16 protein-coding genes are annotated in these 14,764 nt (G+C 46.0%); 5 read left to right on the plus strand and 11 right to left on the minus strand.

Going from position 1 to position 14,764, the window contains the following annotated elements:
- Positions 1 to 9: 9 nt before the first annotated feature.
- From VA249_RS14075 to rhtB, 3 genes are all read right to left on the minus strand, one after another.
- Positions 10 to 1,011: an ArsJ-associated glyceraldehyde-3-phosphate dehydrogenase gene (locus VA249_RS14075; RefSeq protein WP_221068335.1), complete on the minus strand. Its 1,002-nt coding sequence runs from the start codon at positions 1,009 to 1,011 to the stop codon at positions 10 to 12.
- Positions 1,012 to 1,054: 43 nt separating this feature from the next.
- Positions 1,055 to 1,390, minus strand: coding sequence for a metalloregulator ArsR/SmtB family transcription factor (locus tag VA249_RS14080; protein ID WP_221068336.1), 336 nt, complete (start codon positions 1,388 to 1,390; stop codon positions 1,055 to 1,057).
- A 274-nt stretch (positions 1,391 to 1,664) separates the two neighbouring features.
- Positions 1,665 to 2,279: a homoserine/homoserine lactone efflux protein gene (gene rhtB / locus VA249_RS14085; protein WP_211915748.1), complete on the minus strand. Its 615-nt coding sequence runs from the start codon at positions 2,277 to 2,279 to the stop codon at positions 1,665 to 1,667.
- Between the two features lie 65 nt (positions 2,280 to 2,344).
- Between rhtB and VA249_RS14090 the strand changes: the two genes are divergently transcribed.
- Both VA249_RS14090 and VA249_RS14095 read left to right on the plus strand, forming a co-directional pair.
- Positions 2,345 to 3,343 carry an alpha/beta fold hydrolase gene (locus VA249_RS14090; protein WP_221068337.1) on the plus strand — a complete coding sequence of 333 codons (999 nt, stop codon included), beginning with the start codon at positions 2,345 to 2,347 and terminating at the stop codon, positions 3,341 to 3,343.
- A 161-nt stretch (positions 3,344 to 3,504) separates the two neighbouring features.
- Positions 3,505 to 4,329: a Cof-type HAD-IIB family hydrolase gene (locus VA249_RS14095; RefSeq protein ID WP_221068338.1), complete on the plus strand. Its 825-nt coding sequence runs from the start codon at positions 3,505 to 3,507 to the stop codon at positions 4,327 to 4,329.
- A 73-nt stretch (positions 4,330 to 4,402) separates the two neighbouring features.
- Here the strand turns inward: VA249_RS14095 and VA249_RS14100 are convergent, their stop codons facing one another.
- Positions 4,403 to 4,870 carry an EVE domain-containing protein gene (locus VA249_RS14100; RefSeq protein WP_221068339.1) on the minus strand — a complete coding sequence of 156 codons (468 nt, stop codon included), beginning with the start codon at positions 4,868 to 4,870 and terminating at the stop codon, positions 4,403 to 4,405.
- Positions 4,871 to 4,909: 39 nt separating this feature from the next.
- Here VA249_RS14100 and VA249_RS14105 point away from each other — a divergent pair, with 39 nt between their 5' ends.
- Together VA249_RS14105 and VA249_RS14110 are read left to right on the plus strand one after the other, a co-directional pair.
- Positions 4,910 to 6,460, plus strand: coding sequence for a COG3650 family protein (locus VA249_RS14105; RefSeq protein ID WP_221068340.1), 1,551 nt, complete (start codon positions 4,910 to 4,912; stop codon positions 6,458 to 6,460).
- The gene (locus VA249_RS14110; RefSeq protein WP_221069963.1) at positions 6,460 to 7,059 is read left to right on the plus strand and encodes a tRNA-uridine aminocarboxypropyltransferase; all 600 of its coding nucleotides are present in this window, start codon (positions 6,460 to 6,462) and stop codon (positions 7,057 to 7,059) included. The genes VA249_RS14105 and VA249_RS14110 overlap by 1 nt, the downstream gene beginning before the upstream one ends.
- Positions 7,060 to 7,121: 62 nt before the next feature.
- Here VA249_RS14110 and yigB read toward each other — a convergent pair whose 3' ends face one another.
- From yigB to lptM, 6 genes are all read right to left on the minus strand, one after another.
- Positions 7,122 to 7,844, minus strand: coding sequence for a 5-amino-6-(5-phospho-D-ribitylamino)uracil phosphatase YigB (yigB, locus tag VA249_RS14115; RefSeq protein WP_221068341.1), 723 nt, complete (start codon positions 7,842 to 7,844; stop codon positions 7,122 to 7,124).
- An 8-nt stretch (positions 7,845 to 7,852) separates the two neighbouring features.
- On the minus strand, positions 7,853 to 8,785 hold the full coding sequence (gene xerC / locus VA249_RS14120) for a tyrosine recombinase XerC (protein WP_211915742.1): 933 nt from the start codon (positions 8,783 to 8,785) through the stop codon (positions 7,853 to 7,855).
- Positions 8,751 to 9,455, minus strand: coding sequence for a DUF484 family protein (locus tag VA249_RS14125; RefSeq protein WP_420864277.1), 705 nt, complete (start codon positions 9,453 to 9,455; stop codon positions 8,751 to 8,753). Before VA249_RS14125 ends, xerC begins: the two co-directional genes overlap by 35 nt.
- A gap of 20 nt (positions 9,456 to 9,475) precedes the next feature.
- Entirely contained in the window at positions 9,476 to 10,306 is an 831-nt protein-coding gene (gene dapF, locus VA249_RS14130; protein WP_128809852.1) for a diaminopimelate epimerase, read from the minus strand.
- A gap of 10 nt (positions 10,307 to 10,316) precedes the next feature.
- Positions 10,317 to 11,570 carry a diaminopimelate decarboxylase gene (gene lysA / locus VA249_RS14135; protein WP_221068343.1) on the minus strand — a complete coding sequence of 418 codons (1,254 nt, stop codon included), beginning with the start codon at positions 11,568 to 11,570 and terminating at the stop codon, positions 10,317 to 10,319.
- A gap of 61 nt (positions 11,571 to 11,631) precedes the next feature.
- Positions 11,632 to 11,748, minus strand: a complete 117-nt coding sequence (gene lptM / locus VA249_RS24340) for an LPS translocon maturation chaperone LptM (RefSeq protein WP_005452030.1) — start codon at positions 11,746 to 11,748, stop codon at positions 11,632 to 11,634.
- 74 nt (positions 11,749 to 11,822) lie between these two features.
- Here lptM and cyaY point away from each other — a divergent pair, with 74 nt between their 5' ends.
- On the plus strand, positions 11,823 to 12,137 hold the full coding sequence (cyaY, locus tag VA249_RS14145) for an iron donor protein CyaY (protein WP_211915738.1): 315 nt from the start codon (positions 11,823 to 11,825) through the stop codon (positions 12,135 to 12,137).
- Positions 12,138 to 12,211: 74 nt separating this feature from the next.
- Here the strand turns inward: cyaY and VA249_RS14150 are convergent, their stop codons facing one another.
- Complete coding sequence (locus VA249_RS14150) at positions 12,212 to 14,740, minus strand: class I adenylate cyclase (protein WP_221068344.1); 2,529 nt, start codon at positions 14,738 to 14,740, stop codon at positions 12,212 to 12,214.
- Between the last annotated feature and the right edge of the window lie 24 nt (positions 14,741 to 14,764).

The following is a 14,764-nucleotide window of genomic DNA, read 5'->3' on the forward strand; positions in this document are numbered from 1 at the left end:
TAAAACTCCTTATGCCATACCAACGTTACGAACCAATTCTGCCGTACGCGTCGCGTAACCCATTTCGTTATCGTACCAAGCGTAAATCTTCACCATACGAGAACCCACAACCATGGTTGATTGCGCATCAACGATCGTTGAACGTTGGTCGCCTTTGTAATCGATAGAAACCAAAGGACGCGCTTCAAAACCAAGAATGCCTTTTAGCTCGCCTTCAGAAGCTTCTTTCAGCAGTGCGTTGACTTCTTCTGCTGTGGTATCACGTTTCACATCAAAAATGATGTCTGTGAGTGAGGCGTTTGCTAGAGGGACACGAACTGCGTGACCGTTAATCTTGTCTTTTAATTCAGGGAAGATTTCCACAATCGCTTTTGCACTGCCCGTTGTGGTTGGGATTAGGCTCATGCCACATGCACGTGCACGACGTAGGTCTTTGTGCGGCGCATCCAGAATCGTTTGTGTGTTGGTTAAATCGTGAATCGTTGTGAATGACGATTGTTCAATGCCCAGTTTCTCGTGAATCACTTTCACGACTGGTGCAATACAGTTCGTTGTACAAGACGCTGCAGTGACGATGCGGTGCTGCGCTGGGTCGAAGATGTGGTCGTTCACACCCACTACGATGTTAGCTACGCCGTCTTCTTTCACTGGTGCGCTAACAACAACACGTTTTACGCCTTGTTCTAGGTATTTGTTTAGGAATGAGGTTTTGCGATGAACGCCCGTTGCTTCAATCACAACATCACATTGACCCCAGTTCACTGCATCAATATCACGCTCTTGTGAAGTCGTAATGCGCTTACCGTTGATCACCATGTCTGTGCCTTCAACTTGCACTGCGTGGTTCCAACGACCTTGAACGGAATCGAACTCAAGTAAGTGGCCAAGAGTCGCTGCATCACCCGCGACGTCGTTGATGTGTACGAACTCTAGTTCTGGCCAATCAAACGCAGCGCGCAATGCCAAACGGCCAATTCGACCAAAACCGTTAATACCTACTTTAATCGTCATAATTTTCTACCTTTTCAAACCTATAAACTGAGAACACCCGCTGTTAACAGCAAGCTGCACGAGCTTTATCATGCAATCGTGAAATATCTTCTTGGTACTCTTTCTTCAAGCAGTTCGAAGCGACCAAGTCATCAACCAATTTTTGCATCCATCCTGGCAATTGATCGGACAGCTCGTAGTACACCCATTGCCCCTGACGTTTATCAACTAAAATACCATTCGATCTTAGCTGGGCCAGATGGCGAGAAATCTTGGGCTGGCTTTGTTGTAATGCATGAGCCAAATCACCAACACAGGTTTCCCCTTCACGAACCACCAGCATTAAGCAACGCACACGAGTCTCGTCGGAAAGAAGTTTGAAGAACTGATGTGGAAGCATATACATACCTATATCCGAATATGCATATATAGTTATTTAAAAGAGAGACGCCGTCAAGCGATCTTGGAACACTGTAATAAAAGTTTAATATTCAATCAGACAAAGGACGAATTAAATACCATTCAAAAGGCGACTTAAGGCGATGAAGGAGAACACAGAGAGAAGCAAGAAAAGGAAGCAATATGTAAAGCAAACCAAATTGACATAGTCATGCCGCCTAACACGATGTTGTCCATACTGAAAGGCGACATAATAGAGGAGGACTACGTCGTTATCATTTTGCTGCAGCAAGCAACGCGCCGCAGCCCATAAACATAGACCCGAAGACTTTGTTTATTTTACTCATGATACGATCAGAGCGAATAAAACGGCCCATTTGGGCAGCCAGTGTGGTGTACCCGAGCATGACAAATGCATCGATGGTCACTGTGGTCACACCCAATACCAACAACTGTGTCAGTTGATCTTTTGCTGGGTCAATGAACTGTGGAAACAATGCCACTAAGAACACAATAGATTTTGGGTTAGTCAGGTTAATGAGAATGGCTTTATATAATAGAGAAGTCCCTGACATGGCTTTATGGCTTTCAGCAGCAACCAAACCGGACGTATCACGCCATTTTTGAATGCCAAGCCACACAAGGTAAGCCGCACCAACCCACTTGATCACGGTAAATGCCGTGGCCGATTGTGCGACCAATGCGCCAATACCCGCACCTACTAGAGCAATATGAATTGCCAGACCGATTTGCAAACCGACGATAGCACCCAATGACTTGCGTGTGCCGTAACTCAAACCATTACTGATTGAGTTGACGGTACCCGATCCCGGAGCCAGACTAAAAACGATTGCTGTTACCACATAGGCTAACCAAACGTGGGTATCCATTGCATTTCCTCAATAATTCTTCGATGATACATCGCGTCTTCAACGTATCTTCAGGTAATCGACTAATGGCTATTAACCATTCACCTTTGACTTATACTCAAGAGCACTTATTTGAGCAAGCAATAGGTGGTCCGATCGCAGCACTTTGGCAAGAACGCCAAGAGGGCTTTGTAAAAGGGACAGAGAAAAAGAAAATCTACTGGTGCAAACTTACCAACCCTGAGCACACAAAAGCCATACTGATCGTCAACGGCCGCGTTGAGGCTTCCTGGAAATACCAAGAACTGTTCTACGATCTGTATCGACAAGGTTATGACGTGTATTCGTTTGACCACCGAGGACAAGGTTTATCAGATCGTCTGCTGCCAGACTCTGACATGGGTCACGTCTATGACTTTAATGATTACATTGACGATATGGCATTAGTGCTGCAGCAGCTCAACTTAAGTGGCTACCAACAACGTTTTATCATCGCTCACTCCATGGGTGGCGCGATTGCGACACGTTATCTTCAGACTCATCCAGAACATCACTTCAATGCTTTGATCCTAAGCGCACCAATGTTTGGTATTCACCTCCCTTGGTATCTCAGTCCTGTTGCCATTCCAGTAACGCAAATCCTTGCCGCTGTCTCATCACAGCCAAGCTATGCACCAGGCCATAAAGCGTATTATCCAAAACCATTTGAAGATAACCCACTTAGCCAAAGCGCCAGTCGCTACCATTGGTTCCGCGATTTATACAACAATAAACCAGAACTACAGGTTGGTGGGCCAAGCACTCGCTGGGTATGGCAAGGCTTAATGGCTGCCAAGCAATGCATTTTGCTAACACGCCAGATCAACGTTCCTGTTTTACTAGTTCAATCAGGTAACGATCGCATCGTCAGCAACGCTGCACAACAACGCTTTATCAATAAACTCCGTAAAACCAACCCAAATGCACAGCTAATTTCTATCGATAATGCAGAACACGAAATCTTGTTCGAGAAAGACCAATATCGAAACCAAGCGCTCGATGCGATCTTTTCTTTTATGCGTGAGCAAAGCCAAATAACAAATTAAAGAGGAAAGATGACGTCTTCGATTTACCCTCTTTTTCTTCCTTATTTTGGCGTAAACTTCATCATGTTCCCCGCACTCGGAGCAGTATGACCTAGTCAATCTACTGTACTCCGTGTGCAATTAACCTGTTCCACTCTATTCGAACCGTTTACGAGGGCTTCATGACCATATCGCTACCTTGCAAAGAGATCACCAAAATCGTTGCCTCCGATCTGGATGGTACTTTACTCGCACCTAACCATCAGCTAAGTGCCTACTCAAAAGAAACGCTGAAAGCGCTGCACGAAAAAGGTTACACATTTGTCTTTGCAACGGGTCGCCACCACGTAGACGTCGCAAGCATTCGTCGTACAGTCGGCATTCCGGCTTACATGATCACATCAAACGGTGCGCGCGTGCATGACCAAAATGATCAAGAGATGTACAGCCAAAATGTCCCTGAAGATTTGGTACAACCGGTGATCAACACGATCAAAACGGATCCAGAAATACTTATCCACATGTACCAAAATGAAGACTGGTTGTTGAACAAAGACGATGAGCAGCTGCGTGATTTTCATGAAGAGTTCAGTTACAAACTGTACGATGAAAACAACGCGCCAACAGATGGGATTGCGAAAATTTTCTTCACGCATCCTGCGCAAGATCACGACCACCTTGTCACTTTCGAAACTAAGCTGCGCGAGCAATTTGGAGACCGATTGAACATCGCATTCTCTACACCTTGGTGCTTAGAAGTAATGAGCGCTGGCGTTTCTAAAGGTGATGCACTAAAAGCCGTCGCGGAGTCCATTGGCCTAACGCTAGAAAACACCATCGCATTTGGCGACGGCATGAACGATGTAGAAATGCTATCCATGGCGGGTAAAGGTTTGGTGATGGGTACGTCTCACGAGAAAGTGATGAAGGCACTACCAAACAATGAAGTGATTGGCAGCAACGCCGACGATGCAGTCGCACACTACCTGCAAGAGCATTTGCTATAACTGGTCTTTGCTATCTAGGACCAGTTATCCATAAAATGACAAAGGGCTGCGCATTTGCAGCCCTTTTCTTTTATCAGTGGCTTGGCAACTTCTCTTTGCTAAGGATCGCTTGCCACTCATCTTCACTCACCGGCATGATCGATAAGCGATTGCCGCGTTTCACCAATGGCATATTTTCTAGCTCAGGCATCGCTTTCATCACCGACAGTGGGATCAAGCGCTCGGTCTTACGTACAAACTCAATATCCACCATAATCCAGCGCGGATTTTCTGGATCAGACTTTGGATCATAGTAGTCACTCTCCAAGTCAAACTGGAAATGATCGGGGTATGCTTCACGGGTGACTTTGGCAATACCTGCCACACCAACGTTCTTGCAAGAGGAATGGTATATCAGCACCAAGTCGCCCAATTTGACTTGATCACGCATCATATTGCGCGCCTGATAATTACGAACGCCCTCCCAACATGAAACCTTTTGGGTTCGCAGCGTGTCAATAGAAAAGGTATCTGGTTCTGTTTTAAATAACCAATATGCCATAATGCCATCCGATGCAGATTGTAATGAGGAAGATATAACATGAAGGCTTTGAAAAACCCAGTAGCATTAGCCACACTGCTGGTCCTGCAAGCATGTAGCATGCAGCCATCACCGTCAAGTGAAGACACACCAACCACACCGCCTGCATCTTTAGATAAGCCGGAAACCATATTACCTCAAACCTTTATGTTGCGTGGTGAAGTGGTGATTGGCCACGAAAGCCAATACATCACGCCTTGTGGTAGCGATAAACAATATTGGCTACAACTCTCTCCCCAACAAATCCAACGTGCAGTAGGGTTAACCTCCGAGCCTTACCAAATTATGTATGGTGAAATTATTGGTCATCTGACTCAGCCAGGTGTTGATGGTTTCTCTGCAGATTTTGATGCCAACGTTGTGGTTGAACAAGTGAACTTCCTCACGACAGAAAATACAAGCCGCTGTAAAGAAACCAGCAAACCAACGCGCGTCTTTGGGAACGAACCATCATGGCATGCACATTTCGAAGGCGACTCATTTGTGCTTAAGCAAATCGGTCAGCCTACCGAAACACTGAATATCGATAGCAGCCAATTACAACCTCGCCAACGTACCTATCAACTTAACGATGGGGAGCTGCGCATGACAGAGAATCTATGTTCTGACACTATGAGCAATTCTCTATATGGTTGGAAAGCGACACTAGAGCACAATGGTAAGAGCTACCAAGGTTGTGGCATGACAGCGAATATAGATTCCACCTTAGAGTGGGCGGATACCTATGTAGCGACATCAACCCAATCACAGGGCTTTGAAGTCCAGATGACACTCAACACCGATCACAGCGCAATCACTCAATACCGCTACGCGGATGGACAACCATCGTTGATTGAACGAGGTTATTGGCAACAACTGAGCCCATCGCAAATACAAGTAGTGATGACGCATCACCAGCAGCAACGATTGATCACTGAACGTTTGTTCACTCGTGATGGAGATACACTCAAAGCAACCCAAGAGAAAGTAGGCAGCATGGTTTATCCTATTGCTGGTGGTGGACTGGTACTCTATCCATCAACAATACATAACTCAGACACAGAGAATACCACGCAACAAAGCAACAGCACACCTATCAAAACTGTGAACATTCCATCAAGTGCAGACTTCAACTCTAAAGTCGATGCCGCTGTTCGTAACTACTTCTTCATTAATCAAATAAATTCAAACAACAACCAATATCGCTGGCTGACTTACGACCTAAATGATGATGGTAATGAAGAACTGCTCATCCAACTGGATTGGTGTGGTTCTGGTGGTTGTACGTTATTGGTCTTTGAAAACGATGAAAAAACGTGGGTTTTCAATAGCCGCATCACGCTGGTGCAAAGCCCAATAATGCTTGGCCAACAAACCTCTCATGGTTGGCGAGACCTCATTTTTAATGTCAGCGGGGGCGGAGCTTCGTCTGGCCAACATGTCATGCAATACACCGGGGCAAGTTACCCAATTAATCCAAGTTTAGCGCCAAAGGCAACCAAAGAGCAGATCAGTGGTGTACGCTTGTTCTCTGATGAAATTAGCCCAGTTCGCGACGGAGTCCGCTTGTGATAACGCAGCAGCCTTGTCCCCAGTGTGGGTTTCAATTCAACTGCATTTGTTCACTGCTGCCAAAGCTGAGCAGTGAACATGAATTAATGCTCTTGATACATCCGAATGAGCAAGCTCGAGACACCAATACAGGCAAACTACTTATCCAGTGCCAGTTGAATGTGACTCGAGTCGTTTGGGATCGGAAATGCCCACCAGCAGAATGGTCAACCATGTTTGCAGATCCAAGCTTGTTGCCAGTAGTTCTTTTTCCAAGTGAAGAGAGCCTAACGTTGGAACAAGTACAAAAGCAAAGCCATCAACAAAATAGAAAACCAATGTTCATCATCCTTGATGCGACTTGGCAAGAAGCTCGTAAGATGATCAACAAGAGCCGTTGGTTAGAGGATATTGCGACGATGGGGTTAGTCAGCCAAGCCAATTCTCAATATCAACTGCGTCGCAATCAGCAAGATGGGAACTTATGCACATTTGAAGTCGCAGCGCAGCTGTTAGGACAACTCGGTGAACATGAAAACCAACAGCAAATGCTGGATTTCTTCCAACATTACATCCCACACTTTCAAGCAGAGAAAAGTGGCCATGCGCTCAAATCATAAATGAGAAATAAAAAACGCAGCTTTCGCTGCGTTTTTTATCAGTATCGTTTCACGTGAAACCATTAGTGGTTTAAGAACTCCCCCAAGGTGTTCAAGCAATGGATCTCTACATCTGGTAATAACTGACTTTTCGTATTTCCCTGCCGAGGTTCTGTATTGCGATTAAACCAGCACGCGGAATAACCTGACTGTTTCGCCCCCAAAACATCCGTCACCAAATGGTCACCAACATGAAGAATATGTTGGGCTGGTACATCTAAAAATTGCTGCGCTTTATTAAATAAATCGGGCTCAGGTTTCGCTCGTCCATCAGGCCCTGCCTTTAAGACCAGTTCAAAGAACGGAGCAAGGCCGATTCTATCTAAATCAACATTACCGTTAGTGATGGCAACAAGGGGAAGTTGTTTTCTAAGTTGCGTCAGTATATCTAGGCTTGTCTGTGGTACGGTAAACCGGCTGCGCCAGTCTAACGCAATATCAACGCCTGCCTGTGCTGCGTTCTCCGCATCAGGCTCGTCATAACCGGCGTCAAGAAATGCCCTTTTTAGCTGCACCCAACGCCAACGCGTCACATCGCTTTTTAGCTCAGGTTGCTGCTCTACGACTTGTTTTTTTACTGCCAGCCACTCCGCTTTTCCCCAATGCGCAACCGCGGGGTGATTCCGACTAAGCCAAGACAATAACTCTTGTTCCATACGCACGATCACTGGATAGTTGTCGTAGAGCGTATCATCAAGATCAAATGTCATCGCTTTAACTGGCGGAATACTGCGGTAGAATTTCATTCGAGTCCCTATTTATCGCTCTTCTTACGTGCACGAGGGTGCGCCTGATCATAAGCCTGTGCTAAATGTTGAAAATCCAAGTGCGTATAAATTTGAGTGGTTGAAATGTTTTCATGCCCTAACAACTCTTGTACTGCACGTAAGTTATTGCTCGACTCCAGCATATGGGTAGCAAATGAGTGACGCAATTTATGCGGGCTAATATGGCTCGCTACCGACTGTTTTTGTCCCCATTCGGCCATGCGCTTTTGCACACTTCGGTGTGAAATACGCGTACCAAGCTTAGACACAAATAACGCAGATTCACCAGCCGCAGCAAACCCACCACGAACTTTAAGCCACTTACCTACCCACTCTGTCGCCATGCCTGAGAATGGGACTTTACGCTCTTTGTCACCTTTACCAATAACCCGTAATTCCCCGCTCCGTAAATGAACATCACGAACATCAATGCTCACCAGTTCAGCTAAACGTAAACCCGCACCGTACATGAGCTCCATCATCGCACGATCGCGAACCGCTAAAGGATCATCCTCATTCACTTCAAGCAGCTGGTTTACTTCATCAACATCTAGGTTTTTAGGGAGAGGTCGCTTCTTACGAGGAGCAGATACCCCTTTAGCGGGATTTGCGGTCATTTCTCCCCGTAAGATAAGAAAATCGAAAAAGCTCCGCAAAGAAGAGAGACGTGTGGCTAAACTACTGGCTTTCATTCCCTCACGCATGCCTTTACCCGCAAGTTGGCGAACCCAGCCCGCATCAACTTGAGACCACTCTTTCAGGCCCATATCTGCCAGGTGCTGAGCCATGGTGCCCAGTTGTTGTTTGTAATTTCGTTGAGTATGCAGGCTCAGCCCCTTTTCGCTTCGCAGAAATTCATAGAAACGTTCAAGGGGCTTGCTAAGGCTATTGGGTAGAGGTTTGTTGGGTGCTGTTATCATGATGTTCATGCCATACCAGAGTTTGTGCGAGATATGCCACGACTAATGAGAGGTGACGCAAAAACAAGGTATCCATATCTGGTTGAAAGTGACCACCATCTTCACTAGAAAATGCCAGAACACCGAGCGGCTGTTGTTTCACCAACGGCAACACCACATAGGACCCCATTTCTGGAACATCCATATTTCCAAACAAAGCTTCACGATCCACTTTACGCAGACGACCTAGATAAGCGTCCTTGCCATTTAAGTGATTCATCGCAAAACGTTGGTAACTTTCCTTACTCAGTTGAGTTTCAGCATGACACTGACTCAACAGACGAACATAGGCTTTTAAACCCAGCTCTTTTGCTTTCTGTTCTATTGCCGCAATCACTTGCTTAAAATCAGTACACTTAAGAATTTGCCCTTGCAGATCCATGAACTCATAAAATGTTCGGTCATTACTGGCAGCCAAGGACATCAGTGTGGTGATTTCTTCTTCAAGTTCTTCAATGCGCTGACGCTGACGATTCATTTGAATGTGCACAAGAGAAACGGTACCGAGATCAGCATGAGGCAGAGAAAGTCGATCAATCAGTTCTGGGCGCTGAACAAAGAAATCAGGATGATCTTTCAAATATTCAGCAACCACTTCTGCTGTCAAAGCATCGGCGTCAACGGAGGGCAATTGAATTTCTTTTTCTTCTATTAACACGACAGCTGACCATCAAACACATGAGTGGCAGGGCCGGTCATAAACAACGGCTTACCAGGACCTTGCCAAGAGATACGCAATTCGCCACCAGGCAGGGAAACTTTCACATCCTCATCAAGCAAGCCTTGCACAATACCAACAGCAACTGCACCACATGCACCGCTACCGCAAGCTTGGGTTTCACCCGTTCCTCGCTCATACACGCGCAAACGAATATGACCACGATTGACCACCTGCATAAACCCAGCGTTCACACGCTCAGGGAAGCGTTCGTGAGACTCAAGCAATGGGCCAAGTGTTTCTACGTCTGCCGTATCCACATCATCCACCACTGTCACCACATGAGGATTGCCCATGCTCACCGCGCCACAGAATAAGGTCTTCTCACCAGCGCGCATGATGTAGGTTTTTTCTTTCTGCTTCGCTTTGAAAGGAATTTTACTCGGCTCAAACTCTGGGATCCCCATATTCACCGTGACCTCACCATCGTCTTCGATATCGAGGATCATCTTTCCTTTCTTAGTGCTTACGCTGATGCTGTATTTATTGGTCAAGCCCTTTAAACGCACAAAACGAGCAAAGCAGCGAGCGCCATTACCGCACTGCTCTACTTCACTACCGTCAGCATTAAAGATGCGGTAATGAAAGTCGGTTTCCGGATCGTATGGCGCTTCAACGACGAGCAACTGGTCAAAGCCGACGCCCGTATTGCGATCCGCCAAACGACGGATCAAATCTTGCGAGAAAAACACGTTCTGGGTAATACAGTCGACGACCATAAAGTCGTTACCCAAACCGTGCATTTTAGAAAAGTGGAAATGCATTTGTTGTGTGTTACTCCGGTAGAATCTGTTCCAGCTGCCACAAACTGGTCAGCTCCTCACGCTGGCGAACAAGGTGACTTTGGGTACCATCCACCATCACTTCCGCCGCTCGGGTACGGGTATTGTAGTTCGAAGACATCACAAAGCCATAGGCACCTGCAGAGCGAACCGCGAGTAGATCACCTTCTTGCAGCACTAGCGCTCGATCTTTACCCAAGAAATCGCCTGTTTCGCAGATAGGGCCAACAAGATCGTAAGTTTGTGCCTCGCCATCACGTGGTGAGACAGGCACGATATCTTGCCATGCTTGATATAGCGCGGGACGCATTAAATCATTCATCGCTGCGTCGATGATCGCAAAGTTCTTGTGCTCAGTGTGCTTTAGGAATTCTACTCGCGTGAGCAAGATACCAGCGTTTGCTGCAATCGCCCGTCCTGGCTCAAAGATAAGCTCAAGCTCTTGATGATTTTCAAGACGCGCCAATAGCGCTTTGGCGTAATCAGAGGGCTGAGGGGGTAATTCATCGCGATAAACGACGCCTAGACCACCACCAACATCAAGATGGCGAATATTAATGCCTTGTGCTTTCAAATCATCAATCAATGCCAACAGACGGTCTGTCGCATCAATAAATGGTTCGATATTGGTTAGTTGGGAGCCAATATGACAATCGATACCTTGTACATTAAGGTTCGGTAAACTCTGCGCGAATTGATACACCGCAGGCGCACGGTCAAAAGCGATGCCGAATTTATTGTCGCGAAGACCTGTCGAAATGTAAGGGTGCGTTTTCGCATCAACGTCAGGGTTAATACGCAAAGAAATCGGTGCAATCACACCTAACTCACCGGCCACACGGTTCAAGCGCTCGAGCTCAGGTTCAGATTCAACATTAAAGCATTTAATGCCAAGTTCGAGAGCACGTTTCATTTCTGCTGGTGTCTTACCAACGCCAGAGAACACCACTTTTTTCGCATCGCCACCTGCAGCAATAACACGTTCTAGCTCACCACCTGAGACAATATCAAAACCAGACCCCAAACGAGCCAAAGCATTCAATACACCTAGGTTAGAGTTTGCTTTTACTGCATAACAAACAAGATGTGGGTGCTGCCCCACTGAACTGTCGAATGCATTCCAATGACGCTCTAGTGTCGCACGTGAGTATACATAAAGAGGTGTGCCATATTGCTCAGCAAGAGCATGGAGTGAGACGTCTTCAGCCCAAAGCTGGCCATCATCCTGATAGTTGAAGTAATCCAAAATTCGCTTCCCTTAATTAATTCGATTGCTAAACCCTGATTTCACCCTAAGGTGTGGCTGATTATTGTGACTGCTCGTTTTGTTGAGTGTCGTCTGGAATGTAAAGTGAACCTGATTGACCGCAACCGGCAAGCGTCGCTGCAACCATCACAAACAACACAGTAAGTAGTTTTTTCATTTTGCATATCGTGATTATTGAATCAATGCCCCCTATAATCGCACCACACTCAGGAAAAGCAATAGGATAGACGGATGAACGATACTGAATTTCATCAACTGGTGGACGCGCAGATGCAAATCATCGAAGAATCCATCGATGATTCCGGCGCAGACATTGATTACGAAGTGTCTGGCAACGTAATGACATTAGAGTTTGAAGACCGCAGTCAAATCATCATTAACCGCCAAGAGCCAATGCATGAAATATGGCTAGCCTCAAAATCTGGAGGCTTCCACTTCAAGCTTATCGATAACAAATGGACCTGTTCCAAAACGGGCATGGAACTGTTTGAAATGGTGAAAGAAGAGTGTGAAAAGCACGCTGGTGAAGCGATCGATTGGGACTAAATCGAACGGGTCATTGAAACGAATCGTCACCAAAACGAAAAAAGAGCACTGATGTGCTCTTTTTGTTATTCGTCTTACACATTCACCACTTTGCTTGGGCGAGTGGGTGTGCAACCGTCATTTCGGTAAGGGATGATATAGGTATTGCCCTCTTCCGGGCGAATAATCTGATAGTACTGGGGCAGATTAAAGTTGATCAGCTTAGACGAGACTCGATTATCATCTTTCACGGACGTATAAAAGCTATTCACCGATGCAATCATCTCATCTTTCGAGCCGCTAAACTGGTGATACACTTCAACTTGGTTTGACTCATCCAGCACGTAAATATTGAACCCCTCTTCGGTATCCTCGAAGAAAAACTGCACCAAGCCCTCACTCGCGAATCCATCGACCACTTCAGGTAGTTGATATTCTTGCTCGCGATCCAACATCAATAATGGAGAGCCTTTCAGCTTATTGGTTGAAATACTACGGTAAAAATCAACCGAGTTTTCCAATTTCTGTACAGACACACCACGACGTTCAAAGAACAAACCGTATGTTTGGTTGCCAAGGCGCATTGCCTTAAAGCGGCGACGTTTTTCTTGCTCAACCGGTTTCAAACGTAAATCAATGCACTCAGCCAACATTTGATAGACCTTATTGCGCATCACGCCACGCATATTCTTCGCATAGCAAAATACATCAACCGATTCTGGCGGTATCGCATCTTGGTGCATCTTACCCAGAATAGTCTTCAGGGCATCGAGCATCGCCGTCTCACCCTTAAAATGCAGCGTTCGCACTTCATGCCATGAGTTACGATAAACCAAATCGACACTGCCAACTAAGTTGATTTGTTCAGGGCCAAAACTGAAGATGTCAATGTTCTTCACGTCCACTTTCAGCGAGCGACCAGACAACTCTGAAGTTGGATCATTTTCAAAGTTAATGAACATCGCCAGTTGGCTAATTTCACAAGGACTCGCTAGAGCCTGCATGGTCGGGCGACGTTTACGCAACGAGAATGTATTACGTAAATCACTCACCATTTGGTAGAACTTATCAATATCAAGCTGAGCTTCGCGAACAACAGCGTGCAAACGCGTTGATTCCGTGATCAAGCCATTGAAAAATGCCCAAGACACCAACTTACTTAAGTACTCGTGGTGTTCTAAACTCGGCTGACCAAGAATTCGATGTGCAATCAAAGGCTGTTTATACAGATACCATCCAGATTTATTTACTTTCCCCTCTTTCACTTCGATAAAGCTAAGATCGGGTTCATGCAAATCAGGGGAGATTTGGGGGTTAAGCAGCGTCACTTTACCCGGCAGCACTTCAAATGCCGCATACAGCTTACGGGCCAGAATACTAATGTCTTGAGGACTAATAGCCGAAGTGATGTCATTGCGACGAGCAAACTGAATGAGATTTCGGTAGCTTTGCATCAATGCGTCAAGCAAAGAATGATGCACAATTTTAACTTGCTCAACTTTCCAGTTACGGCGGTCATCAAGCTCTGCGATCACAGAGTCATCCCAATCCCATTTTGCGATCATATCGCTCAGCGCTTCACGTCGCCACGCCACAGATCCAACATCAGGCTCGCGAGAAAGTTTCTCATGTGTTTTTAGATAAAAGCAGCGACGTACCAGATCTAAACGCGTGTCATCTTGGATTCGTACCAAATAACGCGTAACCTTTTCAAGCATCAGGTAATATGCATCCATGCCGTACAAATCGGGCTCATGCGCAAAGAAGCGGCGCTTGGTATCAACACTCAAAAGTTGCGTATTCGGGTATTCCCACGAGTAGGCTTCAAGCAAAATGGCTTTCAATACAGATTTGTATGGTGAATCAATGCTTTTGTACAGTTGCCATAAATTCGAGCCAAAGTACTCTTCAGCAGGAATTCGGTTAAGCTGACCAAAGTTAATCCACTCGCTGCAATCGATATAACCATCATTGCATAGCTGTGCAACATACTCGTCGTAACACTCTTCCATCTCTGGAGGCACAATTTGCCACAATAATCGCTGACCAGCGAGACGCACCGCAGAACGGTAAAACTCATCCAGAAGAAGCAAATGCTGGGAAGAACCGCAATTGTCCCCAGTCATTTCTTCCGAATGATTGCTACGAAAACGCTCTTCATCCATCAAGAAGAAGTTTGCTTCGACGCCTTGAGTTTGCGCCCAATCGGTAATCAACAAGCATTTATTGGTCAACAGTTCGCGATCATCACTGTCCATTGCTGGAGAGATGCACACCCAAATGTCTAAATCACTCGATGTGCTTTGTCCAATAGAAGACGTGCTACCCATGGTATACAAACCAAGAATGGCAGGCTGCTCAGGCGTGGTAAGTACCTGACCAATGGTCAGTTGAGTATCATCTAGAAATTGCTGTTGAAGTGCATTTAGCTCGAAGCCATACACACCGTAAGGCACGTCGGCGTCGTAATAACCAGGGATGACAGGGTGGTTGTAGTTCAGCAAGGCCGGAATCAAATGAAAGACTTGCTGGCTTTGCGAATCCATAAGCGCCAGCGCGCGATCAATACGCTGCTGGTTTAGATTATCTAATCGCTGAATGAGTTTTTGAATGTAAGCCTGCAAGGGAGATTCCTTGGTTGAACAATC

The organism is Vibrio alfacsensis, from assembly GCF_019670485.1.
Classification (GTDB): domain Bacteria; phylum Pseudomonadota; class Gammaproteobacteria; order Enterobacterales; family Vibrionaceae; genus Vibrio; species Vibrio alfacsensis.

What these genes read in the sequence shown, in the direction of transcription:
- VA249_RS14090 (WP_221068337.1), top strand. Translation starts at nt 2,345, where the DNA reads ATGGCTATTAACCATTCACCTTTGACTTATACTCAAGAGCACTTATTT.
- dapF (WP_128809852.1), bottom strand. Translation starts at nt 10,306, where the DNA reads ATGCATTTCCACTTTTCTAAAATGCACGGTTTGGGTAACGACTTTATG.
- VA249_RS14075 (WP_221068335.1), bottom strand. Translation starts at nt 1,011, where the DNA reads ATGACGATTAAAGTAGGTATTAACGGTTTTGGTCGAATTGGCCGTTTG.
- cyaY (WP_211915738.1), top strand. Translation starts at nt 11,823, where the DNA reads ATGAACGATACTGAATTTCATCAACTGGTGGACGCGCAGATGCAAATC.
- lptM (WP_005452030.1), bottom strand. Translation starts at nt 11,748, where the DNA reads ATGAAAAAACTACTTACTGTGTTGTTTGTGATGGTTGCAGCGACGCTT.
- VA249_RS14095 (WP_221068338.1), top strand. Translation starts at nt 3,505, where the DNA reads ATGACCATATCGCTACCTTGCAAAGAGATCACCAAAATCGTTGCCTCC.
- rhtB (WP_211915748.1), bottom strand. Translation starts at nt 2,279, where the DNA reads ATGGATACCCACGTTTGGTTAGCCTATGTGGTAACAGCAATCGTTTTT.
- VA249_RS14080 (WP_221068336.1), bottom strand. Translation starts at nt 1,390, where the DNA reads ATGCTTCCACATCAGTTCTTCAAACTTCTTTCCGACGAGACTCGTGTG.
- xerC (WP_211915742.1), bottom strand. Translation starts at nt 8,785, where the DNA reads ATGATAACAGCACCCAACAAACCTCTACCCAATAGCCTTAGCAAGCCC.
- yigB (WP_221068341.1), bottom strand. Translation starts at nt 7,844, where the DNA reads ATGAAATTCTACCGCAGTATTCCGCCAGTTAAAGCGATGACATTTGAT.
- VA249_RS14100 (WP_221068339.1), bottom strand. Translation starts at nt 4,870, where the DNA reads ATGGCATATTGGTTATTTAAAACAGAACCAGATACCTTTTCTATTGAC.
- VA249_RS14105 (WP_221068340.1), top strand. Translation starts at nt 4,910, where the DNA reads ATGAAGGCTTTGAAAAACCCAGTAGCATTAGCCACACTGCTGGTCCTG.